Origin of the sequence: Streptomyces callyspongiae (assembly GCF_047200695.1) — a bacterium.
In the GTDB taxonomy this organism is placed as follows: domain Bacteria; phylum Actinomycetota; class Actinomycetes; order Streptomycetales; family Streptomycetaceae; genus Streptomyces.
On the sequence record NZ_JBJZOM010000011.1, the window covers coordinates 14,412 to 39,014 of the forward strand.

The 24,603-nt window shown below is 69.2% G+C and carries 37 protein-coding genes; 5 read left to right on the top strand and 32 right to left on the bottom strand.

Features of this window, described 5'->3' with window-relative positions; genetic code table 11:
• The first annotated feature begins 36 nt into the window (after positions 1 to 36).
• Entirely contained in the window at positions 37 to 1,110 is a 1,074-nt protein-coding gene (locus ACL06G_RS12535; protein WP_412787662.1) for a polysaccharide deacetylase family protein, read from the top strand.
• Positions 1,111 to 1,210: 100 nt separating this feature from the next.
• Positions 1,211 to 2,422 (top strand): low temperature requirement protein A, encoded by a 1,212-nt coding sequence (locus ACL06G_RS12540; RefSeq protein ID WP_412787661.1) that lies wholly within the window; start codon positions 1,211 to 1,213, stop codon positions 2,420 to 2,422.
• Positions 2,423 to 2,509: 87 nt separating this feature from the next.
• Here ACL06G_RS12540 and truA read toward each other — a convergent pair whose 3' ends face one another.
• Positions 2,510 to 3,367, bottom strand: a complete 858-nt coding sequence (truA, locus tag ACL06G_RS12545) for a tRNA pseudouridine(38-40) synthase TruA (RefSeq protein WP_412787660.1) — start codon at positions 3,365 to 3,367, stop codon at positions 2,510 to 2,512.
• A gap of 192 nt (positions 3,368 to 3,559) precedes the next feature.
• On the opposite strand from truA, the gene ACL06G_RS12550 reads away from it, so the two are divergent.
• The 3 genes from ACL06G_RS12550 to ACL06G_RS12560 all read left to right on the top strand — a co-directional run bounded on the left by ACL06G_RS12550 (position 3,560) and on the right by ACL06G_RS12560 (position 7,416).
• Positions 3,560 to 4,474 (top strand): AurF N-oxygenase family protein, encoded by a 915-nt coding sequence (locus ACL06G_RS12550; protein ID WP_412787659.1) that lies wholly within the window; start codon positions 3,560 to 3,562, stop codon positions 4,472 to 4,474.
• A 54-nt stretch (positions 4,475 to 4,528) separates the two neighbouring features.
• Positions 4,529 to 6,049, top strand: a complete 1,521-nt coding sequence (locus ACL06G_RS12555; RefSeq protein WP_412787675.1) for an FAD-dependent oxidoreductase — start codon at positions 4,529 to 4,531, stop codon at positions 6,047 to 6,049.
• Between the two features lie 188 nt (positions 6,050 to 6,237).
• Complete coding sequence (locus ACL06G_RS12560) at positions 6,238 to 7,416, top strand: DUF3103 family protein (protein ID WP_412835890.1); 1,179 nt, start codon at positions 6,238 to 6,240, stop codon at positions 7,414 to 7,416.
• A 90-nt stretch (positions 7,417 to 7,506) separates the two neighbouring features.
• On the opposite strand, the gene rplQ is transcribed toward ACL06G_RS12560, so the two are convergent.
• The 31 genes from rplQ to rpsJ form a co-directional block, all read right to left on the bottom strand.
• The gene (gene rplQ / locus ACL06G_RS12565) at positions 7,507 to 8,004 is read right to left on the bottom strand and encodes a 50S ribosomal protein L17 (RefSeq protein ID WP_412787657.1); all 498 of its coding nucleotides are present in this window, start codon (positions 8,002 to 8,004) and stop codon (positions 7,507 to 7,509) included.
• 234 nt (positions 8,005 to 8,238) lie between these two features.
• On the bottom strand, positions 8,239 to 9,264 hold the full coding sequence (locus tag ACL06G_RS12570; RefSeq protein ID WP_412787656.1) for a DNA-directed RNA polymerase subunit alpha: 1,026 nt from the start codon (positions 9,262 to 9,264) through the stop codon (positions 8,239 to 8,241).
• Between the two features lie 115 nt (positions 9,265 to 9,379).
• Positions 9,380 to 10,006 (bottom strand): 30S ribosomal protein S4, encoded by a 627-nt coding sequence (gene rpsD / locus ACL06G_RS12575; protein ID WP_412787655.1) that lies wholly within the window; start codon positions 10,004 to 10,006, stop codon positions 9,380 to 9,382.
• A gap of 26 nt (positions 10,007 to 10,032) precedes the next feature.
• Positions 10,033 to 10,437 carry a 30S ribosomal protein S11 gene (gene rpsK / locus ACL06G_RS12580; protein ID WP_016473404.1) on the bottom strand — a complete coding sequence of 135 codons (405 nt, stop codon included), beginning with the start codon at positions 10,435 to 10,437 and terminating at the stop codon, positions 10,033 to 10,035.
• Between the two features lie 67 nt (positions 10,438 to 10,504).
• Positions 10,505 to 10,885 carry a 30S ribosomal protein S13 gene (rpsM, locus tag ACL06G_RS12585; RefSeq protein WP_412787654.1) on the bottom strand — a complete coding sequence of 127 codons (381 nt, stop codon included), beginning with the start codon at positions 10,883 to 10,885 and terminating at the stop codon, positions 10,505 to 10,507.
• Positions 10,886 to 11,096: 211 nt separating this feature from the next.
• Positions 11,097 to 11,210, bottom strand: coding sequence for a 50S ribosomal protein L36 (gene rpmJ / locus ACL06G_RS12590; RefSeq protein ID WP_003956441.1), 114 nt, complete (start codon positions 11,208 to 11,210; stop codon positions 11,097 to 11,099).
• A 70-nt stretch (positions 11,211 to 11,280) separates the two neighbouring features.
• A complete protein-coding gene (infA, locus tag ACL06G_RS12595; RefSeq protein WP_003948620.1) occupies positions 11,281 to 11,502 on the bottom strand; it encodes a translation initiation factor IF-1 in 222 nt (73 codons plus the stop codon).
• A gap of 152 nt (positions 11,503 to 11,654) precedes the next feature.
• Positions 11,655 to 12,500: a type I methionyl aminopeptidase gene (gene map / locus ACL06G_RS12600; RefSeq protein ID WP_412787674.1), complete on the bottom strand. Its 846-nt coding sequence runs from the start codon at positions 12,498 to 12,500 to the stop codon at positions 11,655 to 11,657.
• Positions 12,501 to 12,701: 201 nt separating this feature from the next.
• Complete coding sequence (locus tag ACL06G_RS12605; protein ID WP_412787653.1) at positions 12,702 to 13,352, bottom strand: adenylate kinase; 651 nt, start codon at positions 13,350 to 13,352, stop codon at positions 12,702 to 12,704.
• Entirely contained in the window at positions 13,352 to 14,665 is a 1,314-nt protein-coding gene (secY, locus tag ACL06G_RS12610; protein WP_412787652.1) for a preprotein translocase subunit SecY, read from the bottom strand. The genes ACL06G_RS12605 and secY overlap by 1 nt, the downstream gene beginning before the upstream one ends.
• Positions 14,666 to 14,874: 209 nt before the next feature.
• Positions 14,875 to 15,339 (bottom strand): 50S ribosomal protein L15, encoded by a 465-nt coding sequence (gene rplO, locus ACL06G_RS12615; protein ID WP_412787651.1) that lies wholly within the window; start codon positions 15,337 to 15,339, stop codon positions 14,875 to 14,877.
• A 1-nt stretch (position 15,340) separates the two neighbouring features.
• Positions 15,341 to 15,523, bottom strand: coding sequence for a 50S ribosomal protein L30 (gene rpmD / locus ACL06G_RS12620; RefSeq protein ID WP_412787650.1), 183 nt, complete (start codon positions 15,521 to 15,523; stop codon positions 15,341 to 15,343).
• Entirely contained in the window at positions 15,523 to 16,122 is a 600-nt protein-coding gene (rpsE, locus tag ACL06G_RS12625; RefSeq protein ID WP_412787649.1) for a 30S ribosomal protein S5, read from the bottom strand. Before rpsE ends, rpmD begins: the two co-directional genes overlap by 1 nt.
• 43 nt (positions 16,123 to 16,165) lie before the next feature.
• Positions 16,166 to 16,549, bottom strand: coding sequence for a 50S ribosomal protein L18 (rplR, locus tag ACL06G_RS12630; protein WP_412787648.1), 384 nt, complete (start codon positions 16,547 to 16,549; stop codon positions 16,166 to 16,168).
• Positions 16,550 to 16,552: 3 nt separating this feature from the next.
• Positions 16,553 to 17,092 carry a 50S ribosomal protein L6 gene (gene rplF / locus ACL06G_RS12635; protein ID WP_412787647.1) on the bottom strand — a complete coding sequence of 180 codons (540 nt, stop codon included), beginning with the start codon at positions 17,090 to 17,092 and terminating at the stop codon, positions 16,553 to 16,555.
• A 23-nt stretch (positions 17,093 to 17,115) separates the two neighbouring features.
• Positions 17,116 to 17,514: a 30S ribosomal protein S8 gene (rpsH, locus tag ACL06G_RS12640; RefSeq protein ID WP_356295629.1), complete on the bottom strand. Its 399-nt coding sequence runs from the start codon at positions 17,512 to 17,514 to the stop codon at positions 17,116 to 17,118.
• A gap of 222 nt (positions 17,515 to 17,736) precedes the next feature.
• Positions 17,737 to 17,922, bottom strand: a complete 186-nt coding sequence (locus tag ACL06G_RS12645; protein ID WP_028433259.1) for a type Z 30S ribosomal protein S14 — start codon at positions 17,920 to 17,922, stop codon at positions 17,737 to 17,739.
• 1 nt (position 17,923) lies between these two features.
• Positions 17,924 to 18,487: a 50S ribosomal protein L5 gene (gene rplE / locus ACL06G_RS12650; protein ID WP_412787646.1), complete on the bottom strand. Its 564-nt coding sequence runs from the start codon at positions 18,485 to 18,487 to the stop codon at positions 17,924 to 17,926.
• Positions 18,487 to 18,810 (bottom strand): 50S ribosomal protein L24, encoded by a 324-nt coding sequence (gene rplX, locus ACL06G_RS12655; protein WP_412787645.1) that lies wholly within the window; start codon positions 18,808 to 18,810, stop codon positions 18,487 to 18,489. The genes rplE and rplX overlap by 1 nt, the downstream gene beginning before the upstream one ends.
• A gap of 2 nt (positions 18,811 to 18,812) precedes the next feature.
• A complete protein-coding gene (gene rplN / locus ACL06G_RS12660) occupies positions 18,813 to 19,181 on the bottom strand; it encodes a 50S ribosomal protein L14 (protein WP_412787644.1) in 369 nt (122 codons plus the stop codon).
• Between the two features lie 103 nt (positions 19,182 to 19,284).
• Positions 19,285 to 19,569, bottom strand: a complete 285-nt coding sequence (gene rpsQ / locus ACL06G_RS12665; protein WP_412787643.1) for a 30S ribosomal protein S17 — start codon at positions 19,567 to 19,569, stop codon at positions 19,285 to 19,287.
• Complete coding sequence (gene rpmC / locus ACL06G_RS12670) at positions 19,569 to 19,793, bottom strand: 50S ribosomal protein L29 (protein WP_412787642.1); 225 nt, start codon at positions 19,791 to 19,793, stop codon at positions 19,569 to 19,571. The genes rpsQ and rpmC overlap by 1 nt, the downstream gene beginning before the upstream one ends.
• A complete protein-coding gene (rplP, locus tag ACL06G_RS12675; RefSeq protein WP_412787641.1) occupies positions 19,793 to 20,212 on the bottom strand; it encodes a 50S ribosomal protein L16 in 420 nt (139 codons plus the stop codon). Before rplP ends, rpmC begins: the two co-directional genes overlap by 1 nt.
• 3 nt (positions 20,213 to 20,215) lie before the next feature.
• On the bottom strand, positions 20,216 to 21,055 hold the full coding sequence (rpsC, locus tag ACL06G_RS12680) for a 30S ribosomal protein S3 (RefSeq protein WP_412787640.1): 840 nt from the start codon (positions 21,053 to 21,055) through the stop codon (positions 20,216 to 20,218).
• Positions 21,055 to 21,402: a 50S ribosomal protein L22 gene (gene rplV / locus ACL06G_RS12685; protein WP_237320015.1), complete on the bottom strand. Its 348-nt coding sequence runs from the start codon at positions 21,400 to 21,402 to the stop codon at positions 21,055 to 21,057. Before rplV ends, rpsC begins: the two co-directional genes overlap by 1 nt.
• Before the next feature lie 39 nt (positions 21,403 to 21,441).
• Positions 21,442 to 21,723 carry a 30S ribosomal protein S19 gene (gene rpsS / locus ACL06G_RS12690; RefSeq protein ID WP_412787639.1) on the bottom strand — a complete coding sequence of 94 codons (282 nt, stop codon included), beginning with the start codon at positions 21,721 to 21,723 and terminating at the stop codon, positions 21,442 to 21,444.
• A 15-nt stretch (positions 21,724 to 21,738) separates the two neighbouring features.
• Positions 21,739 to 22,575: a 50S ribosomal protein L2 gene (rplB, locus tag ACL06G_RS12695; protein WP_412787638.1), complete on the bottom strand. Its 837-nt coding sequence runs from the start codon at positions 22,573 to 22,575 to the stop codon at positions 21,739 to 21,741.
• Positions 22,576 to 22,622: 47 nt separating this feature from the next.
• Positions 22,623 to 22,961 carry a 50S ribosomal protein L23 gene (rplW, locus tag ACL06G_RS12700; protein WP_412787637.1) on the bottom strand — a complete coding sequence of 113 codons (339 nt, stop codon included), beginning with the start codon at positions 22,959 to 22,961 and terminating at the stop codon, positions 22,623 to 22,625.
• Entirely contained in the window at positions 22,961 to 23,620 is a 660-nt protein-coding gene (gene rplD, locus ACL06G_RS12705) for a 50S ribosomal protein L4 (RefSeq protein WP_412787636.1), read from the bottom strand. Before rplD ends, rplW begins: the two co-directional genes overlap by 1 nt.
• Positions 23,621 to 23,625: 5 nt before the next feature.
• Positions 23,626 to 24,270: a 50S ribosomal protein L3 gene (gene rplC, locus ACL06G_RS12710; RefSeq protein ID WP_412787635.1), complete on the bottom strand. Its 645-nt coding sequence runs from the start codon at positions 24,268 to 24,270 to the stop codon at positions 23,626 to 23,628.
• Between the two features lie 14 nt (positions 24,271 to 24,284).
• Positions 24,285 to 24,593, bottom strand: a complete 309-nt coding sequence (gene rpsJ / locus ACL06G_RS12715) for a 30S ribosomal protein S10 (RefSeq protein ID WP_016909683.1) — start codon at positions 24,591 to 24,593, stop codon at positions 24,285 to 24,287.
• Between the last annotated feature and the right edge of the window lie 10 nt (positions 24,594 to 24,603).

Consider the following 24,603-nt stretch of genomic DNA (forward strand, 5'->3'; position numbering starts at 1 on the left):
TCCCCCATACTTCCCAGGCACCCAGGGAGGCCAACCATGGCTCGGCCCCTCCGATACGGCACGGCACTTGCCGTGGCCTCGCTGCTCCCCCTCGCCGGTTGCGCGGATCCCGGCCCCTCCGACTCCGGTCCCGCCGGCAGCAGGGCCGGCACACACGCCGCCGACGCAGAAGCCGGGGCGAAGAGTTCGCGGTCGACCTCCCCCTCGCCCTCCCCGGAGCCCGTCGACCCGGCATCCGTCGGGGCCGACGAACTGGGCGCTGTTCCGGTGCTGATGTACCACCAGATCGTGCAGGATCCGGCGAGCGTCTACGACCGCACCCCGAAGGCGTTCCGCGCCGAACTGGAACGGCTCGCCCGGGAGGACTACGTACCGGTCACGGCACGCGAGTTCACGGGAAGCCGCATCGACATACCTGCCGGGAAGCACCCGGTCGTCCTCACCTTCGACGACTCGACCGTCAGCCAACTGGCTTTCGACGGGAAGGGCCGGGTCGGCAGCGGCACCGCGGTCGCCATCCTCCGCGACGTCGCGGCGGAGCACGAGGGCTTCCGTCCCGTCGCCACGTTCTTCGTCAACGGCGACCCGTTCGCCGAGCCGGGCGGCGAGCGGACGCTGGGCTGGCTGCACGACCACGACTTCGAGATCGGCAACCACACCCTGCGGCACACCACCCTGGGCACGGTCTCCGACGCCGAGGTGCAACGCGCCATCGCCCTCAACCAGGACGCCATCACCGACGCCCTGCCGGACGTCCCGGTCGACTCGCTCGCGCTGCCGAACGGTTCCATGCCGGCACGGGACCGGCTCGCCGTCGAGGGATCCTCGGGCGGCACCGCGTACCGCCATGCCGGGGTGTACCTCGTGGGCGCCAACCCCGCGCCCTCGCCGTTCGACAAGGACTTCGACCCCGGCGCGATCCCCCGCATCCGCTCCCAGGGCCCCACGGGGCCGGACGCCGATTTCGCCTCGACCGCCTGGCTGAACAAGCTCCGGGACGGCACTGTCGACCGCTACACCTCCGACGGCGACCCGGAGCGGATCAGCTTCCCCGCCGCCAAGAAGGCCGAGCTGGACGGCGCCCTGGCCGATCGCGCCCAGCCGTACTGACCGACCGGGCGTACCGGTGGCCTGCCGCCGCGCCGTCCGGCCGCGCCGTGACAGGGCCCGGGCCCGGCGTCCCCCATGATGGGCCGCAAGGAGGTCGGGCATGGGCGGCGGGAACGGTGGAAGGACTCCGGCAGGTGCGTTGCGCCGCGTGATGCGCGGGCGCGACCCGGAAGAGGTGCACCGGGCCGCCACTCCGCTCGAGCTGCTGTTCGACCTGACGTTCGTGGTGGCGGTGGCGCAGGCCGCCGCCGAACTCCACCACGGGCTCGCGGAGGGGCATCCCGGCTCTTCCCTGGCGGGGTACGCCGCGGTGTTCTTCGCCATCTGGTGGGCGTGGATGAACTTCTCCTGGTTCGCCTCGGCGTACGACACCGACGACGTGGCGTACCGGGTGCTGACACTGGTGCAGATGGCGGGCGTGCTGGTGCTGGCCGCGGGTGTGCAGCCCGCGTTCGAGGACCGCGACTTCACGGTGATCGTCATCGGCTACGTCGTCATGCGGATCGCGCTGGTCGCGCAGTGGCTCCGTGCGGCGGCGGAGCACCCCCGGGGCCGGGACGCCACCCTGCGCTACGCCGTCGGGATCGCCCTCGCGCAGGCCGGCTGGGTCGCATGGCTCTGGGCGCCGGAGGCGTGGGCCTGGCCGTTGTTCCTACTCCTGGCCGCGATCGAGCTGGTGGTTCCGGCGTGGGCGGAGGTCGGAGGTTTGCGCACACCGTGGCATGCGGGCCATATCGCCGAACGCTACGGCCTGTTCACCATCATCGTGCTCGGCGAGGTCGTCCTGGCCACGCTCAGCGCGGTGCGGAGAGGCGTGAGCGAGGGCGGACTGTCCGCGGACCTGATGCTCGTCGCGCTCGGCGCCCTGCTGCTGGTCTTCTCGCTGTGGTGGATCTTCTTCAGCGGCGCCGAGGTACGGCTTCCCACTCTTCGTGTCGCGCTCACCTGGGGGTACGCCCACTACGTCGTGTTCGGGGCCATCGCCGCCATCGGCTCGGGACTGGCCGTGGCGTTGGACCACGTCCTGCACCACGCGCACCTGTCCGCCAGGGCGGCGGCGCTCACGGTGGCGGTGCCCGTCGCCGTCGTGCTGGCCGTGCTCACCTTCCTGCACCGGCTGACCGCGGTCGGGGCCGTGGAACACGTCCTGGTAGTGGCAGCCGGTGCGCTGGTGGTGGTGGCTCTCGGGGTCGCCGCGTCGGCGATCGGCGTGGGAGGCGCCGTGCTGGGGATGGGCCTGGCCGTGACGGCCACCCTGGTCGCGAACCTGGTCGTGGTGCGGCACCGGGGACGCGGCGAGGGCACGCCCTGATCCCGTCGCCACGGCCACAAGGCCGGGCTCGGGGCCAACGCGTACGTCACGTCCCCGGCCTACGTATGCGCGGGAGCCTGCCGTGCTTCAGCAGCAGCCCGAACCGCCTGGCAGGCTCCGCCTGTTGCGGGAGGCCGCGTTCCGCGCGGCGAGGTCGGCGTCGGCGGGGTAGCCGACCTCCTCGAGCGTGAGGCCGTGCGGCCGCACGACATGGACCGCGGAGTCGCGCACGCCCGCCGCCAGCACCTTCCCCGGCCAGTCGGCAGGCCGATGGCCGTCCCCCACGAACAGCATCGCCCCCACCAGCGCCCGCACCATGTTGTGGCAGAACGCGTCGGCCTTCACGGCGGCCTCCAGGACGCCGTCGTCGTGGCGCACCCAGTGGAGCCGCTGCAGCGTGCGGATGGTGGTGGCACCCTCCCGCTTCTTGCAGTACGCGGCGAAGTCGTGCTCGCCGAGGAGGGCCGCCGCCGCCTCGTTCATGACGTCGACGTCCAGCGGGCGGTTGTGCCAGAGGATGTGGCCGCGGCGCAACGGGTCGACGCCGCCGGGGGCGTCGCACACGCGGTAGGCGTAGCGGCGCCAGATCGCGGAGAACCGGGCGTTGAAGTGCGGCGGGGCCTCGGCGATCCGGTGGACGCGCACATCCGTCGGGAGCCGCCCGGCCAGGCGGCGCAGCAGGTGTGGGCCGTGCTCGGCCCAGACCTCGTCGGGCAGGTCGACGTGGGCGACCTGCCCGCGGGCGTGGACGCCCGCGTCGGTGCGGCCCGCCACGGTGAGCTGCACGGCGTGGTCGAGGCGCAGGACGACGCGGAGGGCGTCCTCGATCTCCGCCTGGACCGTGCGCTGTCCGGCCTTCTGCCGTGCCCAGCCGGAGAAGTCCTTGCCGTCGTAGCCCAGGTCCAGCCGCGCCCGCACGTACCCGGGTTCCACCTCGTCGCTCACCCGTCGATCCTCTCACCGCGCGGTGGACGGGCGGCCGGGGGCCACCGCACGGGTACGGGAGGTTCTCGGTCGCGGGGGTGGGCACCGGGAACCTCTTGCTATACAGTCCGTCAACAAGAATCGGTGTATCCGCCGGTAACACCTGAACGACCCCGCGAGGAACACACCCGGACGCGACTTGAGGAGTCCCCCATGGCCGACAGCAGCGTGCGACCGGAGACGACCGACCGCTCCGCGCGGGACGACGTACCGCGCCGCCTCCTCGACTCCTCGGCCCGGCTGTCCTACGACCCGCTGACCGAGGTCGACTGGGACACCCCGCTCGACAAGGACTTCCACGGCGCGAGCCCCGAGTGGAGCTCCCTCTACGGCACCGCCTACTGGGACGACATGACCGAGGCGCAGCGCAGGGAGCTGACACGTCAGGAGGCCGCCTCGGTGGCCTGCACGGGCATCTGGTTCGAGATGATCCTGCAGCAGATGGTGCTGCGCGACATCTACACCAAGGACCCCACCGACCCGCGCGTCCAGTGGGCACTGACCGAGATCGCCGACGAGTGCCGCCACTCGATCATGTTCGCCCGCGGTGCGGGGAAACTGGAGGCTCCCGCCTACCGGCCGCACCGCCTCGCGGTCGAACTCGGCCGGGCGTTCAAGACCGTGGCCTTCGGCGAGGCCGCCTACGCGGCCATCCTGGTCGCCGAGGAGGTCCTCGACGTCATGCAGCGCGACTGGATGCGCGACCCGCGGGTGGCGCCGTTCGTCCGCACCATCAACAACATCCACGTGGTCGAGGAGTCCCGGCACATGAAGTTCGCCCGGGACGAGACCCGCAGGCACCTCGCCCGCGCCGGGCGGGTACGGCGGCAGCTCCACGCCGTCGTGATCGCCGTCGCCGCCTGCGTCATCGTCACCAGCATGGTGAACCCGAAGGTCTACGCGAACGCGGGACTCGACGGGAAGCGCGCCCTGCGCGAGGCCCGGGCGAACGAGCACCACAAGGCGATGATGCGCTCCAGCTGCTCCGGGCTGATGGACTTCCTCGCCTCGGCCGGCCTGCTCACCAAGCCTGCCCTGGTCTTCTACCGGCGCGCCCACCTGATCTGACCCGACCCCGAGACACGGACCCCGGTGCTGCCGACCGGAACCGGAGCGGACGACATGGCCTACGCGATCACCCAGACCTGTTGCACCGACGCGGCCTGTGTCGCCGTGTGCCCGGTGAACTGCATCCATCCCACGCCCGAGGAGAAGGAGTTCGGCAGCACGGAGATGCTGCACATCGACCCGCGGGCGTGCATCGACTGCGGCGCCTGCGCGGACGCCTGCCCGGTGGACGCCGTCCTCCCCGTCGACAGCCTGAGGGGCGGGCAGCGCGCGTACGCGGCACTCAACGCGGACCACTTCGCGGACCCCCCTCCCGAACCGGAGGACGGCAGCCCGAACTTCCACGCCTGGGGCGGGCCGAGCTTCGCACGGGTGCTGCCGGCCGACTTCCCGCCGCTCCGGGTGGCAGTCGTGGGGACCGGACCCGCGGGGATGTACGCGGTGGAGGATCTGGTGCTGCACACCGGCGCCGAGGTCACCCTCGTCGACCGCCTGCCGGAACCGGGAGGCCTCGCGCGCTACGGCGTGGCCCCGGACCACCCCGCCACCCGCAGGGTCGGCGCGCGCTTCGCCCGCTTCCACGAGCACCCCCGGGTGCGCCTGCACCTGGGGCTGGACATCGGCGGCGGTACCGGCGTCGGCCACGACGAACTCGCGGCGCACCACGACGCCGTCGTCTACGCCGTCGGCGCCTCCGGCGACCGGCGGATCGGCATCCCGGGCGAGGACCTCCCGGGGAGCCTCTCCGCCACCGCCTTCGTCGGCTGGTACAACGGCCGGCCGGACGCCCCTCAGGAGACGGTGGACCTCTCCAGCGCTCGCGTGGTCGTCGTCGGCAACGGGAACGTCGCCCTGGACATGGCCCGCATCCTCCTCTCCGACCCGGAATCGCTGGCGGGCACCGACATCGCCCCCCGGGCGCTGGAGGAACTGCGCCGCAGCGCGGTGCGGGAGGTCGTCGTGCTCGGACGGCGCGGCCCCGAGGACGCCGCCTGCACCCGGCCCGAGATGCTCGCCCTGAAGCACCTTCCCGGCGTGGACCTCGTGGTGGACGACCACGACGCCCGCATCGGCAGGAGCATCGACGCGTCGGACCCCCCGGGCAGGGCCGGCATGTTCCGGGGCGTCGCGCGCGAGACGATCGACTGGACGGTGCCGCCCGCCGCAGGCCGCCGCATCGTGCTGCGGTTCCGTTCCGCGCCCACCGCGCTCCTCGGCGAGGGCCGCGTCGCCGCGGTCCGGACCACGGACGGCACGGGCGGGCGGGACATCCCGGCCGGCACCGTGCTGCGGGCCGTCGGCCACCGGGGCCGGCCGGTCCCCGGGCTGCCCTTCGACGAACGCACCGGAACGGTCCCCCACGACGCGGGCCGCGTCACCGGCCGGCCCGGCACGTACGTGGTGGGCTGGATCAAGCGCGGGCCCTCCGGGGGCATCGGCGCGAACCGGGGCTGCGCCGCCGAGACGGTCGGCAGCCTGCTCGCCGACGCCGTGGCGGGCAACCTCCCCGCCCCCACCGGAACCCCGAGGTCCTTCGCGCGCCTGGCGCGGCGCCGCCGGCGCGGCCGGAACTGACGGGAAGGGACGCGGGGACGCGGGGACGCGGGGACGCGGGGACGCGGGGACGCTGCGGTGGCGGGGAACACCTCTTTCGTAAGTGACATGCATCTGTCAATCTGGAGCAGGCGTCTACTCGCATAGACGCCTGCTCCGCACTCCCGCACGTGTCCGCCCGACCACTCACCCCGGGAGGAGTTCTCCCCATGCCCACCACATCCCGCGCCTTCCTCAGACGCCGCGGCGCGGCCGTGGCCCTCGCCGCGACCGTGCTCCTGGCGCCGTTCGCCCAGAGCGCCGCCGCGGCCGAGTCCGCGGCGGCGCCTTCTTCTTCGGCGGCCGCCCCGTCCACCGACCCCGCCACCACGGTCGCCACCATCGAGGCCCGCACGGCCCGGGCAGTCGCCCGCTCACTGGCGGACCCGGCCTGGCAGGACCGGGTGGAGAAGGCCGCACTCGCCTCCGAGACCGTCCGCCTCGCACCGCTCGCCGACCGCGCCGACGACGAGGCGGCCGCCCGCACTCTCGCGCCCCGCCTGCACCGTGCGGAGCGCAGACTGGCCGAGGCGAAGGGCCTGGACGCCGACACTCCACCGCTGCTGAACCTCCGGCTCGCGGCGGACTCCATGCGGGCGGCACTGGCCGACGGACGGGCACCGCTCGTCGCCGCGGCACCCGCCGACGAGACCGCCCGTACCGTCCCCGCGTACGACAGCCGCGGCAGGACGCACACCCTGAACGTGCGCAGCGTGCCGGAACGACCGGTCTACATCGTCGACGTCGACGCCACCCGGGCGCTCGCGGCAGGCATGGACGTGCTGCGCGAGGAGCTGACCGCGCAGGGTCTCGGCGGCGCCGCGGCACGGGTCGCCGACAACGCACCCACCGCGCAGGGCGGTTTCTGGACGACCCGCATCACCTCGGTCCGGCTCTCCGACAACAAGGAGCCCTGGGTCAAGGGCTCCAGCGAGATCTACACGCTGGTCACCGGCTTCGGGCACGACGGCAAGGTCCGGGTGGACCCCGTCGAGATGCCCTACCTCGACGACGAGGACCACACGTACTACCCGAACCAGGTCCTGGTGAACTGGTCGTACTACAAGTACAACCTGGCCGACGCCGTGATGATGGAGGAGGACGGCGGCACCAACTACCACGACCTCGCACAGGCGCTGGCCACCGCCCTGCTCACCATCACCGACCAGGGCATGTACATCCCGCTGGTCAACGCGCTGCTGGACGCCATCCCCACCGACTGGTGGACCGACGACCCGGACTACGTCGACTCCTGGTACACCCTCGCGCAGGGCGACCGGGGGACGCTGAACGGCGCCGCCGGCAACGGAACGATGGGTGTGGAGCCGTACTTCGTCGACGCCCTCTGACCACCCCGCACGCCGGTTGCCGGCGACCACAGCAACGGGCCCGCCCCCCTTCCCCGGGGAGCGGGCCCGTTGTCGGGACGCACGCGGCGATCAGTCCTCCTTGGAGGACTCCTCGGCCGGGGCCTCGGCGGCCTCGTCCTTCGCCTGAGTGTCGGCGGCCTTCTCGTCGGCCTCCTTCACGGAACGCTTCGTCGCCGCCTCGGCCTCGCCGACAGCCTCCTGCTGCACGGTGAGGGCCTCCACCAGCTCGATGACCGCCATGGGGGCGTTGTCGCCGCGACGGTTGCCGATCTTGGTGATGCGGGTGTAACCACCCGGGCGGTTCTCGTACCGCGGACCGATCTCGGTGAAGAGCGTGTGGACGACGCCCTTGTCGAGGATCGTGCGCATGACCTGACGGCGGTTGTGAAGGTCGCCCTTCTTCGCCTTGGTGATCAGACGCTCCGCGACCGGGCGCAGGCGACGGGCCTTCGCCTCGGTCGTGGTGATCCGGCCGTGCTCGAAGAGGTCCGTGGCGAGGTTCGCCAGCATGGCCTTCTGGTGCGTGGCGCTGCCGCCCAGACGAGCACCCTTGGTGGGCTTCGGCATGGTGATTCTCCTTGGTTACTGCACCGGCCGTATCAGGTACCGGTGTCAGGGGTCCGTACGGACGGGCCGTCCGCACGGGCCCGGGACGGTCGGCGTACCGCCGTCCCGGAACCGCGGGCCGTGCGGCCCGCGGCGTACCCGGCCCGAAGGCCGGAGGTCGTCACTGCGCGTGACGGCGGAGCGGGGACCGGCCGCGGACGACCGGCCCCGTACGTCTCCGCCCTCGGGCGCGGATCAGTACTGCTCCGTCTCGACGAAGCCCTGGTCGCCGCCGTCGTCCTCGGCACCGAACGCGTCGGCGGCGGCGGTCGGGTCGAATCCGGGCGGGCTGTCCTTGAGGGCCAGGCCCATGCCGGCCAGCTTCGCCTTGACCTCGTCGATCGACTTCGCACCGAAGTTGCGGATGTCGAGCAGGTCCGCCTCGGAGCGTGCGACGAGCTCGCCCACGGAGTGGATGCCCTCGCGCTTGAGGCAGTTGTAGGAACGCACGGTGAGCTCGAGCTCCTCGATCGGGAGCGCGAGGTCCGCCGCCAGCGCCGCGTCCGTCGGAGACGGGCCCATGTCGATGCCCTCGGCGTCGACGTTGAGCTCGCGGGCCAGACCGAACAGCTCGACCAGGGTCTTGCCGGCCGACGCCATGGCATCGCGCGGGCGCATGGCCTGCTTGGTCTCGACATCGACGATCAGCTTGTCGAAGTCGGTGCGCTGCTCGACACGGGTCGCCTCGACCTTGTAGGTGACCTTCATGACGGGCGAGTAGATGGAGTCGACCGGGATGCGGCCGATCTCCTGGCCCACCTGCTTGTTCTGGACGGCGGAGACGTAGCCGCGACCGCGCTCGACGGTCAGCTCCATCTCGAGCTTCCCCTTGCCGTTCAGCGTGGCGAGCACCAGGTCGGGGTTGTGCACCTCGACACCGGCCGGCGGCGCGATGTCCGCGGCGGTCACGACGCCCGGCCCCTGCTTGCGCAGGTACATGACGACCGGCTCGTCGTGCTCCGAGGAGACGACCAGGCTCTTGATGTTGAGGATGAGGTCGGTGACGTCCTCCTTGACGCCCGGCACGGTGGTGAACTCGTGCAGGACACCGTCGATCCGGATGCTGGTCACGGCAGCACCGGGAATCGAGGAGAGGAGCGTGCGACGGAGAGAGTTGCCGAGGGTGTAGCCGAAGCCGGGCTCCAGCGGCTCGATCACGAACCGCGAGCGGAACTCGTCGACGACCTCTTCGGTCAATGAGGGACGCTGAGCGATCAGCATGGGAAGGTGCCTCCAGTCTGCGGCAACCGCTATTTGATGCCGTACTGACAGGGTACGGGCGGTACGGACCGAAAGGGCCCGTACCGCCCGCTCCCGTTACCGAGCGTGACCCGAATTACTTCGAGTAGAGCTCGACGATGAGCTGCTCCTGCACCTGGGTGTCGATCACCTGGCGCTCGGGCAGGGAGTGGACCAGGATCCGCAGCTTGGAGGGAACGGCCTCCAGCCACGCCGGGACGGTCTTCTCGCCGGCCTCGGCCTGAGCCACCTGGAACGGGGTGAGGTTCCGGGAGGACTCGCGGACCTGGACGATGTCGCTGGGGACGACACGGGCCGAGGGGATGTCGGTCTTGCGACCGTTCACCTGGATGTGGCCGTGACGGACCAGCTGACGGGCGTGGTCGCGGGACTTGGCGAAGCCCGCCCGGTAGACCACGTTGTCGAGACGGGTCTCGAGGATGCGCAGCAGGTTCTCACCCGTCTTGCCCTGCTGGCGGTTGGCCTCGTTGAAGTACCCGCGGAACTGCTTCTCCAGGACGCCGTAGATGCGAGCAGCCTTCTGCTTCTCGCGCTTCTGCAGCAGGTACTCGGAGTCCTTCGTGCGCCCGCGCCCGTGCTCACCCGGGGGGTAAGGACGGATCTCGATCGGGCACTTCGCGCTCTCGCACTTAGCTCCCTTGAGGAAGAGCTTCTGCTTCTCCCGACGGCAACGCTTGCAGTCGGCCCCGGTATAACGCGCCATTGCTCAGATCTCCTACTTCCTGCTGTTCAGACTCGGCGGCGCTTCGGCGGGCGGCAGCCGTTGTGCGGGGTCGGGGTGACGTCCTGGATGGAGCCGACCTCGAGGCCGGTGGCCTGGAGGGAACGGATCGCGGTCTCACGGCCGGAGCCGGGACCCTTCACGAAGACGTCGACCTTGCGCATGCCGTGCTCCTGCGCGCGGCGCGCGGCGTTCTCCGCGGCCATCTGCGCGGCGAACGGAGTCGACTTGCGCGAGCCCTTGAAGCCGACGTGGCCGGCCGAGGCCCAGGAGATCACGTTGCCGGTGGGGTCGGTGATCGAAACGATGGTGTTGTTGAACGTGCTCTTGATGTGGGCGTGCCCATGAGCGACGTTCTTCTTCTCCTTGCGGCGCACCTTCTTCGCGCCGGCCGTACGGCCCTTCGGAGGCATAGAGTTCTACTCCCGTGGAGGTGGTCGGTCCGACTGCGGGACCGCTGGTCAGCGTGTCCGCAGTGGACTACTTCTTGCCCGGCTTCTTCTTGCCGGCGATCGCGCGACGCGGGCCCTTGCGGGTCCGGGCGTTGGTCTTGGTGCGCTGGCCGTGGACCGGAAGGCCGCGGCGGTGGCGCAGACCCTCGTAGCAGCCGATCTCGACCTTGCGGCGGATGTCGGCCTGGATCTCACGGCGGAGGTCGCCCTCGACCTGGAGGTTGCCGTCCACGTACTCGCGGATCTTGATGAGGTCTTCCTCGGCCAGGTCACGGACCCGGGTGTCCGGGTCGACGCCGGTCGCGGCGAGGGCCTCCTGGGACCGCGTACGACCGATGCCGAAGACGTAGGTGAGAGCGACCTCGACGCGCTTGTCGCGCGGGAGGTCGACGCCTGCGAGGCGTGCCATGGATGTGGCTCCTGATTTCTTGCGGAGGTCTGGCGCAGCACCGTTCCCGTAAGACTCCGAACGAGTTACGAGCCGGGTCCTCGGCCTCCGACCGAGGGTGTCGTCCCCACCGGCAGTGACGTGTCACGGCGGGGGGTCGGGTGACTGCGTATGTACTTTTCGCTGCGTCGCGCGAAGAGTGCGAGCGAGGTGCGAAGGAAACGGCCGTGCTTCAGCCCTGGCGCTGCTTGTGGCGCAGGTTGTCGCAGATGACCATGACCCGGCCGTGACGGCGGATCACCTTGCACTTGTCGCAGATCTTCTTGACGCTCGGCTTGACCTTCATGAAAGTGAGGTTCTCCGGGTCAGGCGGACGCCCCGTCGGACGGATCCGTACCGGGACGCCTGCGAGAGATCTACTTGTAGCGGTAGACGATCCGCCCGCGCGTCAGATCGTAGGGAGACAGCTCCACCACGACCCGGTCGTCGGGAAGGATACGGATGTAGTGCATCCGCATCTTGCCGCTGATGTGCGCAAGGACCTGGTGGCCGTTCTGCAGCTCCACCTTGAACATCGCGTTCGGGAGAGACTCGACGACCGTGCCCTCGATCTCGATGGCCCCTTGTTTTTTGGCCATGCTTGAGCGCTTCACCTTCCGGGATCGGCTACCTGGGGTGGACCGGGGCATACCGATACACCCGGACCGACGAGCCAGTCTACGGCACGCCGCCCGGAATGACGAATCGGGGAAGTCTCCCCGCCCTGCAAGATCGTTAAGCGTGCGAGGGCTCAACCGAGCGGATCGGGAGCGGCCGTGACGCCGAGCTCGGCCAGTTTGGCCCTGCCGCCGTCCGGCGCCGTGAGCACCAGGGGCCCCTGCTCGGTCAGCGCGACCGAGTGCTCCCAGTGGCTGGACCAGGAACCGTCGTCGGTGAGGACGGTCCAGTCGTCCGACAGCACATGGGTCCGCGGCGTACCCAGGCTGATCATCGGCTCGATCGCCAGACACATGCCCGGCACGAGCTTCGGGTTGTTCCGGCCGAGGAGACGCCGACGGTCCACATAGTTCAGCAGGTGCGGGTCCATGTGCATCTCGGAGCCGATGCCGTGGCCGCCGTAGTCCTCGATGATCCCGTACTTGCCGGAGGCCGGGCGCGGCTGCCGCCGCACGTACCCCTCGACGGCCCGGGAGATGTCCGCGAGGCGCTTGCCCTTCCGCATCGCGGCAATCCCGGCCCACAACGACTCCTCCGTGACCCGGCTCAGCTCGTGCAGCTCGGCCGGGTGCCCGTCCCCCACGAACACGGTGATCGCCGCGTCGCCGTGCCAGCCGTCGACGATGGCACCGGCGTCGACGGACAGCAGGTCGCCGTCCCTGAGGACGGTGTCCCGGTCGGGGATGCCGTGCACGACCACCTCGTTCACCGAGGTGCAGATGTTGCCGGGGAAGCCGCCGTAGCCCAGGAAGTTCGGCTTGGCGTCGTGGTCGGCCAGGACCTTCGCCGCCACCTCGTCGAGGTCCTTGGTGGTGGCCCCCGGCACCGCGGCCTCGCGGCACGCGGCGTGCATGGCGGCGACGACCAGGCCGGCCTCGCGCATCTTCGCGATCTGCTCGGGAGTCTTGAGCTCGATCATGGCGGCGGCCGCCTTCCTGAGCGGGTTGCGTGCGTCGTACGTGTCGATTGTGCCCACAGTCCCGCCCCCGCGGCGCGGTGGTCCGGACGCACCGGCCCCCGGACGCGGGTGGTCCTGCGGGGACGGACGCGCCGGAGACCGGCGCCACGGGAGTGCGGGAGGGCGGCCGGAGCGACGCACGGAGCGGGCGCCGCCCGGGCGTCAGTCCCGGCCCAGCGCCGTCATCGCGCGGCCGGTGACCTCACCGGCCGCGCCGATGCCCGAGATGGTGGTCACCAGGCCCTGCGACTTGTAGTAGTCGATGATCGGCTCGGTCTCGCTGTGGTACACGGCCAGCCGCTTCCGGACCGTCGCCTCGCTGTCGTCCTCGCGCTGGTACAGCTCGCCGCCGCACTTGTCGCACACGCCCTCGTTCTCCGGCGGCGCGTACTCGGCGTGGAAGACGTGGCTGGAGTCGCTTCGGCAGATGCGCCGACCCGCGATCCGCTTGACGACCTCCTCCTCCGGAACCTCGAGGTCCAGCACGGCGTCGAGCCGCAGCGCATGGCCGTCGAGGAAGCGGTCCAGGGCCTCCGCCTGGCCGATGTTCCGGGGGAAACCGTCCAGCAGGAACCCGCCGCGGGCGTCCTCGGCGAGCATCCGGTCCTCGGCCATCCCGATGGTGACCTCGTCCGGCACCAGTCGGCCGGCGTCCATGAACTCCTTGGCCTGCCGCCCGAGCGGGGTCCCCTGGGAGATGTTGGCGCGGAAGAGGTCACCCGTGGAGATGTGCGGGATCGACAGGTTCTCGGCAAGGTACGCGGCCTGCGTGCCCTTGCCCGCGCCCGGCGGTCCGACGAGGACGATTCGCATCAGCGGAGGAACCCTTCGTAATGGCGCTGCTGCAGCTGGCTCTCGATCTGCTTCACAGTCTCGAGTCCGACACCCACGATGATGAGAATGCTCGTCCCACCGAACGGGAAGTTCTGGTTCGCGTTGAAAGCCACCAGCGCGACGGTGGGCACCAGGGCGATGAGTCCCAGGTAGAGCGAGCCGGGCCACGTGATGCGGTTCAGCACGTAGCTCAGGTACTCGGCCGTGGGACGTCCCGCCCGGATGCCCGGGATGAAGCCACCATACTTCTTCATATTGTCAGCAACTTCTTCGGGGTTGAACGTGATGGCCACGTAGAAGAAGGCGAAGAAGACGATGAGCAGGAAGTACGTCGTGATGTAGACCGGGCTGTCACCCTTGACCATGTTGCTCTGGACCCAGTCCGCCCAACCGGCCTGCGAGTTGGTGAACTGGACCACCAGGGCCGGGATGTAGAGCAGCGACGAGGCGAAGATCACGGGAATCACACCCGCCTGGTTGACCTTCAGCGGGATGTAGGTGGAAGTCCCCCCGTAGGAACGGCGGCCGATCATGCGCTTCGCGTACTGCACCGGAATACGGCGCTGCGCCTGTTCCACGAACACGACGAGCACGACCATCGCGAGGCCGGCGAGAATCACGACGCCGAACTCGATCCAGCCGTTCGCGAGCTTGCCCTGCTGCTTGATGGCCCACAGCGCGCCGGGGAAACCGGCGGCGATGGAGACGAACATCAAAATGGACATGCCGTTGCCGATGCCGCGGTCGGTGACCAGTTCGCCGAGCCACATGATGAGGCAGGTGCCCGCGGTCATGGCGATCACCATCACGATGGTGGTGAAGATGCCGTCGTTGGGAACGATCTGGTCGCGCACCGGGCACTGCGGGAACAGCGCACCGCTGCGCGCGGTGGCCACCAGGCCGGTGGCCTGGAGGACGGCCAGCGCCACGGTCAGGTAACGCGTGTACTGCGTGATCTTGGCCTGACCGGTCTGCCCCTCCTTCTTCAACTGCTCCAGTCGCGGGATCACCACGACCAGCAGCTGGAGGATGATGCTCGCGGTGATGTACGGCATGATGCCGAGCGCGAAGATGGTGAGCTGCAGCAGCGCGCCGCCGCTGAACATGTTGACCAGCCCGAACAGCCCGCTGTTGGCCTGGGCCATGTCCATGCACTGGCTGACATTCTCAAAGCTGACGCCCGGGACCGGGATGTGGGCACCGACCCGGAAGAGCACCACGATGCCTAGCGTGAACAGCAGCTTCTTGCGCAGGTCAGGCGTCTGGAACGCCCGGGCGAACGCGGTGAGCACGGTGCCTCCTGCGACCCCCCGCGCTGTGGACGCACGAGAGGTGACGGTCTCGAGGATCTACGGATATCAACAGTGCACGCCACCTTACCGGCGGCGACGGGCGCGGGGAACGACCCGTCGTGACGGATGGATCACGGATGGGCCGGCCCCGGGGACACGACTGGCCGGGGATGCCCACGGGACATCCCCGGCCGGTCGGTCAGACGAACTCAGACAAGCTCGGTGACGGTTCCGCCCGCGGCGGTGATCTTCTCCTTGGCGGAGCCGGAGACCTTGTCGACGGTCACCTGCAGCGCCACGGAGATGTCGCCGGAGCCGAGCACCTTCACGAGCTCGTTCTTGCGCACCGCGCCCTTCTCGACCAGGCCGGCCACGGTCACCTCGCCGCCCTCGGGGTAGAGGACAGCGAGCTTCTCGAGGTTGACGACCTGGAAGTCCTTGTGCGCGGGGTTCTTGAAGCCCCGAAGCTTGGGCAGCCGCATGTGCAGCGGCATCTGCCCGCCCTCGAAGCCCTCGGGAACCTGGTAACGGGCCTTGGTGCCCTTGGTGCCACGACCGGCGGTCTTGCCCTTGGACGCCTCACCACGACCCACGCGGGTCTTGGCGGTCTTGGCGCCCGGAGCGGGCCGCAGGTTGTGGACCTTCAGCGGGTTGTCGCCCTGTGGCTCAGCCATCTCAGTCGACCTCCTCGACCGTCACGAGGTGACGCACGGAGTGCACCATGCCGACGACCTCGGGACGGGCCTCCTTGACGGAGACGTCGTTCACACGCTTCAGACCGAGCGTCCGGAGCGTGTCCCGGTGGTTCTGCTTGGTCCCGATGACGGAACGCGTCTGCGTGATCTTGAGGCGAGTCATTACGCGCTCACCCCGGCACGCGCCCGCAGCAGAGCCGCGGGAGCAACGTCCTCGAGCGGCAGACCACGGCGGGCGGCGATCTCCTCGGGGCGCTGCAGGCCCCGCAGAGCGGCCACCGTGGCGTGCACGATGTTGATCGGGTTGGCAGAGCCGAGCGACTTGCTCAGCACGTCGTGGATGCCCGCGCACTCCAGCACGGCACGCACCGGGCCACCGGCGATCACACCGGTACCGGGCGACGCCGGCTTGAGCAGCACGACACCCGCGGCCTCCTCACCCTGGATCGGGTGCGGGATGGTGCCCTGGATCCGGGGGACCTTGAAGAAGTGCTTCTTCGCCTCCTCGACGCCCTTGGCGATGGCAGACGGCACCTCCTTGGCCTTGCCGTATCCGACACCCACGGTGCCGTCACCGTCGCCCACCACGACCAGCGCGGTGAAGCTGAAGCGACGACCACCCTTCACAACCTTGGCGACTCGGTTGATCGCGACGACGCGCTCGACGTACGCGGTCTTCTCGGCGGCGGCGCCGCCGTCCCGGCCCTTGCGGTCCCGGCGGTCGCCACCGGCGCCGCCACCGCGACGCTGGGGTCCAGCCATTGGAATTACCTCTCTCGTTTACGTCCGCCTGTGCGGAACCGGCTCAGAACTTCAGACCGGCTTCGCGGGCGGCGTCAGCCAGAGCGGCAATCCGCCCTGCGTACTTGTTTCCACCGCGGTCGAACACGACGGCCTCGACACCCGCGGCCTTCGCACGCTCGGCGACCAACGCGCCGACCTGCTGGGCCTGGGAGCTCTTGTCGCCCTCGCCACCACGGATCGAGGTGTCGAGCGACGACGCGGAGGCGAGCGTGTGGCCCGCGATGTCGTCGACGATCTGCGCCACCATGTGACGGTTGGAGCGCGTCACCACCAGACGAGGACGCTCGGGCGTGCCCGAGATCTTCTTCCGGATGCGGATGTGCCGGCGCTTGGCGGCGGCGCGCTTGTAGGCGTCGCCCTTAGCGATCTTCACGCCGTATGCCATGGCTTACTTACCAGCCTTTCCGACCTTGCGGCGGATGACCTCGCCCGCGTACTTCACGCCCTTGCCCTTGTACGGGTCGGGGCGGCGCAGCTTGCGGATGTTCGCGGCGACCTCGCCGACCCGCTGCTTGTCGATGCCCTCGACGGAGAACTTCGTCGGGGACTCGACCTTGAAGGAGATGCCCTCGGGGGCCTCGATCAGGATCGGGTGGCTGTAGCCCAGGGAGAACTCCAGGTCGGAGCCCTTCGCCTGGACGCGGTAGCCGACACCGCTGATTTCGAGAGCCTTCGTGAACCCATCGGTCACGCCAGTGATCATGTTCGCCACCAGCGTGCGGGACAGGCCGTGCAGGGCCTTGTTCCGGCTCTCGTCGTTCGGGCGGGTGACGACGAGAGCGCCGTCCTCGCCCTTGGCGATCTCGATGGGCGCCGAGATCGTCGTGGAGAGGGACCCCTTGGGGCCCTTCACGTCGACGGTCCGGCCATCGAGGGTGACGTCCACACCGGCGGGAACCTGGATGGGGAGCTTGCCGATTCGCGACATGGCTTTACCTCCGTTCCCTTCCGTTACCAGACGTAGGCGAGGACTTCCCCGCCCACACCCTTCTTCTGAGCCTGCTGACCGGTCAGGAGACCGTGGGACGTGGAGATGATCGCCACGCCCAGGCCGCCGAGCACCTTCGGCAGGTTGGTGGACTTTGCGTAGACCCGAAGACCCGGCTTCGAAATCCGCTTGATGCCGGCGATCGAGCGCTCGCGGTTCGGGCCGAACTTCAGCTCGAGGACCAGGTTCTTGCCCACCTGGGCGTCCTCGGTCTTCCAGCCGGTGATGTAGCCCTCCTGCTGGAGGATCTCCGCGATGTGCGACTTGATCTTGCTGTGCGGCATCTCGACGGTGTCGTGGTACGCCGAGTTCGCGTTCCGCAGACGCGTCAGCATGTCTGCGATCGGATCGGTCATGGTCATGTGCTGGCCTTCGGCCTCTCTCGCCGGGGTTTCCTGTCTGCTCCGTCCTTCTCCCCGCACACGCGCGGCGCGGCGGGACAGGTGTGGAGCGGGGACCTACGGCGTAGTAAGTCGTATCCGGGCACCGGGCGCCCGACCCTCCACCCTAAGGGATGCGGGTCGGGCTCCCGACGTCCAGGTTCCTTACCGAGAGCCCTGGCTGGTCCTCGAACGGGTCGAGGATTACCAGGAACTCTTGGTCACGCCCGGCAGCTCACCGCGGTGCGCCATCTGGCGGAGGCACACACGGCAGAGGCCGAACTTGCGGTAGACGGAGTGCGGACGGCCGCAGCGCTGGCAACGCGTGTAGGCACGCACCGCGAACTTCGGCTTGCGGCTGGCCTTGGAGATCAGGGCCTTCTTCGCCATGTCAGTTCTCCTTGAACGGGAAGCCGAGGTGACGAAGCAGAGCGCGCCCCTCCTCGTCGGTGTTCGCCGTGGTGACCACGGTGATGTCCATGCCCCGGACCCGGTCGATCTTGTCCTGGTCGATCTCGTGGAACATGACCTGCTCCGTGAGACCGAAGGTGTAGTTGCCCCGGCCGTCGAACTGCTTGGGCGACAGTCCGCGGAAGTCGCGGATGCGCGGCAGCGCGAGCGACAGCAGGCGGTCCAGGAACTCCCACATCCGGTCGCCGCGCAGCGTGGAGTGGGCACCGATCGGCTGACCCTCACGCAGCTTGAACTGCGCGATGGACTTCCGAGCCTTGGTCACCGCCGGCTTCTGACCGGTGATCGTCGCGAGGTCCTTGACGGCCCCCTCGATCAGCTTGGAGTCGCGGGCGGCGTCGCCCACGCCCATGTTGACCACGATCTTGGTCAGACCCGGGATCTGCATGACGTTGTCGTAGCCGAACTCGTCACGCATCTTGCCCGCGATCTCTTCGCGGTAGCGCGTCTTCAGACGCGGCGCGTTGGTGGTGGTGGCAGTCATCAGATGTCCTCACCGGTCCGCTTGGCAACGCGGATCTTGTTGCCCTCGTCGTCGAAGCGGTACCCGACGCGGGTGACGACCTTCTTGCCGCCGGACTCCACGACGAGCTGCACATTGCTGACGTGGATCGGCGCCTCGGTCGTCACGATGCCGCCGGTCTTCGAGCCACGAGCGGTCTGGCCGGCCCTGGTGTGCTTCTTGACCCGGTTGACACCCTCGACCAGGACGCGGTCCTCGCGCGGGTAGGCCACGATGACCTTGCCCTGCTTGCCCTTGTCCTTGCCGGTGATGACCTGAACCAGGTCGCCCTTCTTGATCTTCATGCTCACAGCACCTCCGGCGCGAGCGAGATGATCCTCATGAACTTCTTCTCGCGCAGCTCGCGGCCCACGGGGCCGAAGATTCGGGTGCCGCGGGGGTCGCCATCGCCCTTGAGGATGACGGCGGCGTTCTCGTCGAAACGGATGTACGAACCGTCGGGGCGGCGGCGCTCCTTCACGGTGCGCACGATGACCGCCTTGACGATGTCGCCCTTCTTCACATTCGCGCCCGGGATCGCGTCCTTGACGGTAGCGACGACGACGTCACCGATGCCCGCGTAGCGACGGCCCGAACCACCGAGCACACGGATGGTGAGGATCTCCTTCGCACCCGTGTTGTCGGCGACGCGAAGCCGAGACTCCTGCTGGATCACGTCTATCTCCTGATCGTCTGCCGGTTCCCGGCAGGGCGTCCATGGCACATGCACGCCCTGCCGAGCCTGGCGGAACTGTCCTCGGGGCTGCTGCCCCGGGGAATTACTTGGCCTTCTCGAGGATCTCGACGATGCGCCAGCGCTTGGTGGCGGACAGCGGCCGGGTCTCCATCAGGAGGACGCGGTCACCGACACCGGCAGCGTTCTGCTCGTCGTGCGCCTTGAGCCTTTCGGTACGGCGGATGATCTTGCCGTACAGCGCGTGCTTGACGCGGTCCTCAACGGCGACGACGACGGTCTTGTCCATCTTGTCGCTCACGACAAGGCCCTGCCGGGTCTTGCGGAAGCCGCGCTGCTTGCTGTTGTCAGTCACGTTGGTCTCGCTCATCAGGCACTCTCCACCGTCTCGATGCCCAGCTCGCGCTCACGCATCAGGGTGTAGATCCGCGCGATGTCCTTGCGGACGGCCTTCAGCCGGCCGTGGTTCTCGAGCTGTCCCGTCGCCGCCTGGAAGCGGAGCTTGAACAGCTCGTCCTTGGCCTCGCGGAGCTTGCCGAGAAGCTCCTCGTTGCCCAGCTCACGCAGCTCGGACGCCTTGGTACCGGCCGCCATCACGACTCACCTGCCTCGCGCCGCACGATCCGGCACTTCATCGGAAGCTTGTGGGCGGCGCGTGTCAGCGCCTCCTTGGCAATCCGCTCGTTCGGGTAGGACAGCTCGAACATGACCCGACCGGGCTTCACGTTCGCGACCCACCACTCCGGCGAGCCCTTGCCGGAACCCATGCGGGTCTCGGCGGGCTTCTTGGTCAGCGGGCGGTCCGGGTAGATGTTGATCCACACCTTGCCGCCACGCTTGATGTGACGCGTCATGGAGATACGAGCTGCCTCGATCTGCCGGTTCGTCACATAGGCCTGGCCGACGGCCTGGATGCCCCACTCGCCGAAAGCGACCTCGGTACCGCCCTTGGCCATGCCCTTGCGCTTCGGGTGGTGCTGCTTGCGGTGCTTGACCCTGCGCGGGATCAGCATGGGTCAGCTCTCCTTTCCGGAAGCCGTGGGCTCGGCCGCCGCAGCGGCGGGCGCAACGGCCTCGGCCGACTTCGCGGAGCTGCCCGCGTCGGCCTGCTGCTGCGACTGCTGCGGCTTGCGGCCGCGACGCTCGCCGCCGCCCCGGCGGGGACGGTCGCTGCCACGCGACGGGCGGTTGCCCGCGCGGGCGGCCGCGTTCTCGGCGCGCACCTCGGCGATGTTCTTGACGTCGCCCTTGTAGATCCACACCTTCACACCGATGCGGCCGAAGGTCGTCCGGGCCTCGAAGAAGCCGTAGTCGACGTTGGCGCGCAGGGTGTGCAGGGGCACACGGCCCTCGCGGTAGAACTCCGAGCGGGACATCTCGGCGCCGCCGAGACGACCGCCGCACTGGATCTTGATGCCCTTGGCGCCGGCCTTCATCGCGGTCTGCATGCTCTTGCGCATCGCGCGACGGAAGGAGACGCGGGAGGACAGCTGCTCGGCGACGGCCTGGGCCACCAGCTGAGCGTCCGTCTCCGGGTTCTTCACCTCGAGGATGTTGAACTGGATCTGCTTGCCGGTGAGCTTCTCCAGGTTGCCGCGCAGGCGGTCCGCCTCGGCGCCGCGGCGACCGATGACGATGCCCGGGCGGGCGGTGTGGACGTCGACGCGCACGCGGTCACGGGTGCGCTCGATCTCGACCTTGGAGATGCCGGCCCGCTCCATGCCCTGCGTGAGCATCTTGCGGATCGCGACGTCTTCCTTGATGTAGTCCTTGTAGAGCTTGTCGGCGTACCACCGCGACTTGAAGTCGGTCGTGACGCCGAGCCGGAACCCGTGCGGGTTTACCTTCTGGCCCATTACCGGGTCCCTTCCTTGCTGCTGACGACCACGGTGATGTGGCTGGTCCGCTTGCGGATCCGGTAGGCACGCCCCTGGGCGCGCGGCCGGAACCGCTTCAGGGTCGGGCCCTCGTCGACGTAGGCCTCGGAGATGTAGAGGCTGTCGACGTCCGTGTGGTCGTAGTTGTGCGCGGCATTGGCAATGGCGCTGTCCAGCACCTTGCCCACGGGCACGCTGGCGGCCTGCGGGGCGAAACGCAGGACCGCCTGAGCCTCCGTGGCGTCCATGCCACGGACAAGGTCCACCACCCGGCGGGCCTTCATGGGCGTGACGCGCACATAGCGCGCGGAGGCCCTGGCTTCCATGGTTGTCCCTTCGGTGTCAGTCATGGTCGATCACCCCTGTCAGCGACGCCGCGACTTGCGGTCGTCCTTGACGTGGCCGCGGAAGCTGCGTGTCGGGGCGAACTCGCCGAGCTTGTGGCCGACCATCGACTCGGTGACGAACACCGGGACGTGCTTGCGGCCGTCGTGCACCGCGATCGTGTGGCCCAGCATCGCCGGGACGATCATCGAGCGGCGGGACCAGGTCTTGATGACGTTCTTGGTGCCTGCGTCGTTCTGGGTGTCCACCTTCTTGCTCAGGTGGTCGTCGACGAAAGGCCCCTTCTTGAGACTGCGCGGCATCGAAAACCCCGCCTCCTAGCGCTTCTTGTTCGTCTTGCGGCGGCGGACGATGTACTTGTTGCTGGCCTTCTTCGGCGAGCGCGTACGCCCCTCCTTCTGGCCCCACGGCGACACCGGGTGGCGACCACCGGAGGTACGACCCTCACCACCACCGTGCGGGTGGTCGATCGGGTTCATGACCACACCGCGGACGGTCGGGCGGACGCCCTTCCAGCGCATACGGCCGGCCTTGCCCCAGTTGATGTTCGACTGCTCGGCGTTGCCGACCTCGCCGACGGTGGCGCGGCAGCGGACGTCGACCAGGCGGATCTCGCCGGACGGCATGCGCAGGTGGGCCATGCGGCCCTCCTTCGCCAGCAGCTGCACGGACGCACCGGCGGACCGGGCGAACTTGGCGCCGCCGCCGGGGCGCAGCTCGATGGCGTGGATGACCGTACCGACCGGGATGTTGCGCAGCGCCAGGTTGTTGCCCGGCTTGATGTCCGCGCCCGGACCGTTCTCGATCCGGTCGCCCTGGTTCAGGCCGGCCGGTGCGAGGATGTAGCGCTTCTCGCCGTCCGCGTAGTGGAGCAGCGCGATGCGCGCGGTGCGGTTGGGGTCGTACTCGATGTGCGCGACCTTGGCCGGCACGCCGTCCTTGTCGTGACGACGGAAGTCGATCACGCGGTAGGCGCGCTTGTGGCCACCGCCCTGGTGACGGGCGGTCACACGACCGGCGTTGTTACGGCCGCCCTTGCTGTGCAGCGGGCGGACCAGCGACTTCTCCGGCGTGGACCGCGTGATCTCGACGAAGTCGGCGACGGACGAGCCACGACGGCCCGGGGTCGTCGGCTTGTGCTTGCGGATACCCATTTCTCAGTCCTCGGAAGATTCCGGACTTCCAGGCGAACCGATCTCCGTCAGGAGACCGGACCGCCGAAGATGTCGATACGGTCGCCCTCAGCGAGGGTCACGATCGCGCGCTTGGTGTCAGCACGCTTGCCGAAACCGGTGCGGGTGCGCTTGCGCTTGCCCTGCCGGTTGATCGTGTTGACTCCGGTGACCTTGACCGAGAAGACCGCCTCGACGGCCTGCTTGATCTGGGTCTTGTTCGCGCGCGGGTCGACGATGAACGTGTACTTGTTCTCGTCGAGCAGCGCGTAGCTCTTCTCGGAGACCACGGGCTTCAGCAGGACGTCACGGGGGTCCGTGAAGTTCTTGCTGGTCACGGTGGTCTGCGTCGCGGTCGCCTCGCTCATCAGGCTTCGCTCCCTTCGAGCTCAGCCCCGGCGGCCTTCTGCGGGCCGGCCACGAAGGACTCGAAGGCGGCCTTCGTGAAGACCACGTCGTCGGAGACGAGCACGTCGTACGTGTTCAGCTGGCCCGGCTCCAGGAGGTGCACCTGGGGCAGGTTGCGGGCGGACAGCCACGCGGACTCGTCGGAGCGCTCGGCGACCAGCAGCACGTTCTTGCGGTCGCTGACCTTGCCGAGGAGCTTCTTCGCAGCCTTGGTGGAGGCCTCGCCCTCGACCACGCCGGTGACGACGTGGACGCGGCCGTGGCGCGCCCGGTCGGAGAGGGCACCGCGGAGCGCGGCGGCCTTCATCTTCTTCGGGGTCCGCTGCGAGTAGTCGCGCGGCACGGGGCCGTGCACGACGCCACCGCCGGCGAACTGCGGCGCACGGGTCGAACCCTGACGGGCGCGGCCGGTGCCCTTCTGGCGGTACGGCTTCTTGCCACCGCCGCGGACCTCACCACGGGTCTTGGTCTTGTGCGTGCCCTGGCGGGCCGCGGCCAGCTGCGCGACGACGACCTGGTGGATCAGCGGAACGCTGACCTGCGCGTCGAAGAGCTCGGCGGGGAGCTCGACGGTGCCGGTCTTGTCGCCTGCCGGCGAAAGAATGTCAACGGTGCTCATTTACCTCAGGCCCCCTTGGCCGCAGTACGGACCAGGACGAGGCCGCCGTTCGGACCGGGAACCGCGCCCTTGATGAGCAGCAGGCCCTTCTCCGCGTCAACGGCGTGGACGGTCAGGTTCTGGGTGGTGACCCGCTCGTTGCCCATGCGGCCCGCCATGCGCGTGCCCTTGAAGACACGGCCGGGGGTCGCGCAGCCGCCGATGGCACCCGGCTTGCGGTGGATGCGGTGGGCACCGTGCGATGCCTTGCCGCCCTTGAAGTTGTGACGCTTCATGCCACCGGCGAAGCCCTTGCCCTTGCTCGTGCCGGTCACGTCGACCTTGATGCCGGAGTCGAAGGCCTCGGCGGTGACTTCCTGGCCGAGCGCGTACTCGGACGCGTCGTTGGTACGGAGCTCCACCAGGTGGCGGCGCGGGGTCACGTCGGCCTTGGCGAAGTGGCCCTTGAGGGGCTTGTTCACCTTGCGCGGGTCGATCTCGCCGAAGGCGATCTGAACGGCGTCGTAGCCGTCCTTGTCGTTCGTGCGCACCTGGGTCACGATGCAGGGGCCGGCCTTGACGACGGTCACCGGGACGACACGGTTGTTCTCGTCCCAGACCTGGGTCATGCCGAGCTTCTCGCCCAGGACGCCCTTGATCTGCTTGGTCATCTCTACCGGGCCTCTCAGAGCTTGATCTCGATGTCGACGCCGGCCGGGAGGTCCAGGCGCATCAGCGAGTCAACGGTCTTGGGCGTCGGGTCGAGGATGTCGATCAGGCGCTTGTGGGTGCGCATCTCGAAGTGCTCGCGCGCGTCCTTGTACTTGTGCGGCGACTTGATGACGCAGTACACGTTCTTCTCTGTGGGCAGCGGCACCGGGCCCGCGACCGACGCACCTGTGCGGGTCACCGTCTCGACGATCTTCTTCGCCGAGTTGTCGATGACCTCGTGGTCGTAGGCCTTGAGCCGGATGCGGATCTTCTGTCCCGCCATGGCTACTTCG

Excerpts from the sequence above, each read along its gene's own strand:
- ACL06G_RS12535 (WP_412787662.1), top strand. The coding sequence starts at position 37 with ATGGCTCGGCCCCTCCGATACGGCACGGCACTTGCCGTGGCCTCGCTG.
- ACL06G_RS12540 (WP_412787661.1), top strand. The coding sequence starts at position 1,211 with ATGGGCGGCGGGAACGGTGGAAGGACTCCGGCAGGTGCGTTGCGCCGC.
- ACL06G_RS12550 (WP_412787659.1), top strand. The coding sequence starts at position 3,560 with ATGGCCGACAGCAGCGTGCGACCGGAGACGACCGACCGCTCCGCGCGG.
- ACL06G_RS12555 (WP_412787675.1), top strand. The coding sequence starts at position 4,529 with ATGGCCTACGCGATCACCCAGACCTGTTGCACCGACGCGGCCTGTGTC.
- ACL06G_RS12560 (WP_412835890.1), top strand. The coding sequence starts at position 6,238 with ATGCCCACCACATCCCGCGCCTTCCTCAGACGCCGCGGCGCGGCCGTG.
- rplQ (WP_412787657.1), bottom strand. The coding sequence starts at position 8,004 with ATGCCGAAGCCCACCAAGGGTGCTCGTCTGGGCGGCAGCGCCACGCAC.
- ACL06G_RS12570 (WP_412787656.1), bottom strand. The coding sequence starts at position 9,264 with ATGCTGATCGCTCAGCGTCCCTCATTGACCGAAGAGGTCGTCGACGAG.
- rpsD (WP_412787655.1), bottom strand. The coding sequence starts at position 10,006 with ATGGCGCGTTATACCGGGGCCGACTGCAAGCGTTGCCGTCGGGAGAAG.
- rpsK (WP_016473404.1), bottom strand. The coding sequence starts at position 10,437 with ATGCCTCCGAAGGGCCGTACGGCCGGCGCGAAGAAGGTGCGCCGCAAG.
- rpsM (WP_412787654.1), bottom strand. The coding sequence starts at position 10,885 with ATGGCACGCCTCGCAGGCGTCGACCTCCCGCGCGACAAGCGCGTCGAG.
- rpmJ (WP_003956441.1), bottom strand. The coding sequence starts at position 11,210 with ATGAAGGTCAAGCCGAGCGTCAAGAAGATCTGCGACAAGTGCAAGGTG.
- infA (WP_003948620.1), bottom strand. The coding sequence starts at position 11,502 with ATGGCCAAAAAACAAGGGGCCATCGAGATCGAGGGCACGGTCGTCGAG.
- map (WP_412787674.1), bottom strand. The coding sequence starts at position 12,500 with ATGATCGAGCTCAAGACTCCCGAGCAGATCGCGAAGATGCGCGAGGCC.
- ACL06G_RS12605 (WP_412787653.1), bottom strand. The coding sequence starts at position 13,352 with ATGCGAATCGTCCTCGTCGGACCGCCGGGCGCGGGCAAGGGCACGCAG.
- rplO (WP_412787651.1), bottom strand. The coding sequence starts at position 15,339 with ATGGCTGAGCCACAGGGCGACAACCCGCTGAAGGTCCACAACCTGCGG.
- rpmD (WP_412787650.1), bottom strand. The coding sequence starts at position 15,523 with ATGACTCGCCTCAAGATCACGCAGACGCGTTCCGTCATCGGGACCAAG.
- rpsE (WP_412787649.1), bottom strand. The coding sequence starts at position 16,122 with ATGGCTGGACCCCAGCGTCGCGGTGGCGGCGCCGGTGGCGACCGCCGG.
- rplR (WP_412787648.1), bottom strand. The coding sequence starts at position 16,549 with ATGGCATACGGCGTGAAGATCGCTAAGGGCGACGCCTACAAGCGCGCC.
- rplF (WP_412787647.1), bottom strand. The coding sequence starts at position 17,092 with ATGTCGCGAATCGGCAAGCTCCCCATCCAGGTTCCCGCCGGTGTGGAC.
- rpsH (WP_356295629.1), bottom strand. The coding sequence starts at position 17,514 with ATGACCATGACCGATCCGATCGCAGACATGCTGACGCGTCTGCGGAAC.
- ACL06G_RS12645 (WP_028433259.1), bottom strand. The coding sequence starts at position 17,922 with ATGGCGAAGAAGGCCCTGATCTCCAAGGCCAGCCGCAAGCCGAAGTTC.
- rplE (WP_412787646.1), bottom strand. The coding sequence starts at position 18,487 with ATGACTGCCACCACCACCAACGCGCCGCGTCTGAAGACGCGCTACCGC.
- rplX (WP_412787645.1), bottom strand. The coding sequence starts at position 18,810 with ATGAAGATCAAGAAGGGCGACCTGGTTCAGGTCATCACCGGCAAGGAC.
- rpsQ (WP_412787643.1), bottom strand. The coding sequence starts at position 19,569 with ATGAGCGAGACCAACGTGACTGACAACAGCAAGCAGCGCGGCTTCCGC.
- rpmC (WP_412787642.1), bottom strand. The coding sequence starts at position 19,793 with ATGGCGGCCGGTACCAAGGCGTCCGAGCTGCGTGAGCTGGGCAACGAG.
- rplP (WP_412787641.1), bottom strand. The coding sequence starts at position 20,212 with ATGCTGATCCCGCGCAGGGTCAAGCACCGCAAGCAGCACCACCCGAAG.
- rpsC (WP_412787640.1), bottom strand. The coding sequence starts at position 21,055 with ATGGGCCAGAAGGTAAACCCGCACGGGTTCCGGCTCGGCGTCACGACC.
- rplV (WP_237320015.1), bottom strand. The coding sequence starts at position 21,402 with ATGGAAGCCAGGGCCTCCGCGCGCTATGTGCGCGTCACGCCCATGAAG.
- rpsS (WP_412787639.1), bottom strand. The coding sequence starts at position 21,723 with ATGCCGCGCAGTCTCAAGAAGGGGCCTTTCGTCGACGACCACCTGAGC.
- rplB (WP_412787638.1), bottom strand. The coding sequence starts at position 22,575 with ATGGGTATCCGCAAGCACAAGCCGACGACCCCGGGCCGTCGTGGCTCG.
- rplW (WP_412787637.1), bottom strand. The coding sequence starts at position 22,961 with ATGAGCGAGGCGACCGCGACGCAGACCACCGTGACCAGCAAGAACTTC.
- rplD (WP_412787636.1), bottom strand. The coding sequence starts at position 23,620 with ATGAGCACCGTTGACATTCTTTCGCCGGCAGGCGACAAGACCGGCACC.
- rplC (WP_412787635.1), bottom strand. The coding sequence starts at position 24,270 with ATGACCAAGCAGATCAAGGGCGTCCTGGGCGAGAAGCTCGGCATGACC.
- rpsJ (WP_016909683.1), bottom strand. The coding sequence starts at position 24,593 with ATGGCGGGACAGAAGATCCGCATCCGGCTCAAGGCCTACGACCACGAG.